Genomic DNA, 2,161 nt, shown 5'->3' on the forward strand with positions numbered 1-2,161 from the left:
GCACGCGCTTGCGATAGAAGAAGCGCACGGGCCATTCGTAGCCGGCGCCGTCGGTCCGGTTGCCGAGCCCGACGAGCGGCCCGCGCGCCCAGCTCGCGACCCACGCCGTCTTGATGAGGCCCTGGCAGTCGATCACGAGGTCGTACTGCTCGGCCGCGAGGCGCCGGCGAAATGCGCGAATCTCGCGCCACGTCGCACCCGAGAACGGTTTCTTGCGCCAGCGGCGCAGCGAGAACGGCAGCACGTTGCGCACGCCGTCGACGAGCCGCACGAGGTCGACGAAGCTTTCCTCGACGAGCCAGTCGATCTGCGCATCGGGGTGGCGGCGCCGGATATCGGCGACCACCGGCATGTTGTGCACGACGTCGCCCAGCGACGACACGCGCACGATCAGGATCTTTTGCACGCTGAAAAAACGCCGGCTGGCAGCCGGCGACAGACATAAAGGGGGGATTTTATCCCGGCCGGACGACCGGACAGACAAAAAGCGGCCGCGCGCCCGGGGCACGCGCCGCTTTTCGAGATAAACACGGCCGACGAACCGGCCGTCGTACGGGCGGCCCGCCGGCCGCCGGCGCTCAGAACGGCAGCTTGACGTCCGGCTTCGCGGCCGTCAGCACGCGGCGGAAGTCGTCCTGGATGCGCTTGAGCCCTTCCTGCGTCTCGGCCTCGAAGCGCATCACGACGACCGGCGTCGTGTTCGACGAACGCGCGAGGCCGAAGCCGTCCGGGTACTCGACACGCAGGCCGTCGATCGTCACGACTTCATCGGCACCGTCGAACTTCGCCTCTTTCTGCAACTGCTCGATCAGGCGGAAATTCTCGCCTTCGTCGAGCCAGAGCTGCAGTTCCGGCGTGCTCATCGCGTCCGGCAGGCTGTTGAGCAGCGCGCTCGGATCGGCCGTCTTCGCGAGAATCTCGAGCAGGCGCGCACCGGTGTACAGGCCGTCGTCGAAGCCGTACCAGCGATCCTTGAAGAACACGTGGCCGCTCATTTCGCCGGCGAGCGGCGCACCCGTCTCGCGCAGCTTCGCCTTCACGAGCGAGTGACCCGTCTTCCACATCAGCGGCTCGCCGCCCTTCGACTTCACCCACTGCGCGAGGTGGCGCGTGCACTTCACGTCGTAGATGATCTGCGCGCCCGGGTTGCGCGACAGCACTTCTTCCGCGAACAGCATCAGCTGGCGGTCCGGATAGATGATCTGGCCGTCCTTCGTGACGACGCCCAGACGGTCGCCGTCGCCGTCGAACGCAAAGCCGAGCTCCGCATCGGTGTCCTTCAGCGCCTGGATCACGTCCTGCAGGTTTTCCGGGTGGGCGGGATCGGGGTGATGGTTCGGGAACGTGCCGTCGATGTCGGTGAAGCGCTCGACGAGTTCGCAGCCGAGCGCCTTGAACAGGCGCGTCGCGAGGGGGCCTGCGACGCCGTTGCCGGCGTCGACCACGATCTTCAGCGGCCGCGCGAGCTTCACGTCGCCGACGATGCGCGCGATGTATTGATCCGCGACGTCGATCTGCTCATAGGTGCCGCTGCCGGACTCGAACCGCTCGTCGACGATGCGGCGGTACAGCGCCTGGATCTGCTCGCCGTAGATCGCGGCGCCGCGCAGCACCATCTTGAAGCCGTTGTAGTCGGGCGGATTGTGACTGCCCGTGACGACGATGCACGAATCGACGCGGCGCTCGCCGCCCTTCAGCGCCAGCGGCACGTTCGCCGCGAAATAACCGACCGGCGTCGGCACCATGCCGACGTCGACGACGTCGACCCCGGCCGCACGCAGGCCGTCGGCCAGCGCGCCGACCAGTTCCGGCCCGGACAGGCGGCCGTCGCGCGCGACGACGACCGCATCGCCGCCCTGCGCACGCACTTCGCTGCCGAATGCCCGGCCGATTCCGCGCGCCGTGTCGACGTCGAGTGTCTTGCCGACCACGCCACGAATGTCATATGCCTTGAAGATGGATTGGGAGATCATCGATTCTCTTCTCTCAGTTGCGTGCATGGAAAATTGTCTGGCTTGCGCGGGCCGCCGCTCACGGGTGCCGCGCATGATACATGCCTGCCGGCGGAACACCGCGCACAACGGCTGGGGCAGCCGCGATCCCACTTATAATCGCGGGTTTTGATGACGCGCATGTCGCCCATTTTAATGCCTAGCCGCTC

At 66.9% G+C, this 2,161-nt stretch carries 2 protein-coding genes; both read right to left on the reverse strand.

All coding sequences use genetic code 11. From position 1 onward, the window contains the following. Positions 1–406, reverse strand: a 406-nt coding sequence (gene waaC / locus H3O04_RS35095) for a lipopolysaccharide heptosyltransferase I (RefSeq protein WP_202589491.1), incomplete at its 3' end; no start/stop codon positions are given. A 172-nt stretch (positions 407–578) separates the two neighbouring features. Continuing rightward, positions 579–1,973: a phosphomannomutase/phosphoglucomutase gene (locus H3O04_RS35100; protein ID WP_202589492.1), complete on the reverse strand. Its 1,395-nt coding sequence runs from the start codon at positions 1,971–1,973 to the stop codon at positions 579–581. Between the last annotated feature and the right edge of the window lie 188 nt (positions 1,974–2,161).

Origin of the sequence: Burkholderia sp. KCJ3K979 (genome assembly GCF_016759955.1) — a bacterium.
In the GTDB taxonomy this organism is placed as follows: Bacteria; Pseudomonadota; Gammaproteobacteria; order Burkholderiales; family Burkholderiaceae; genus Burkholderia; species Burkholderia orbicola.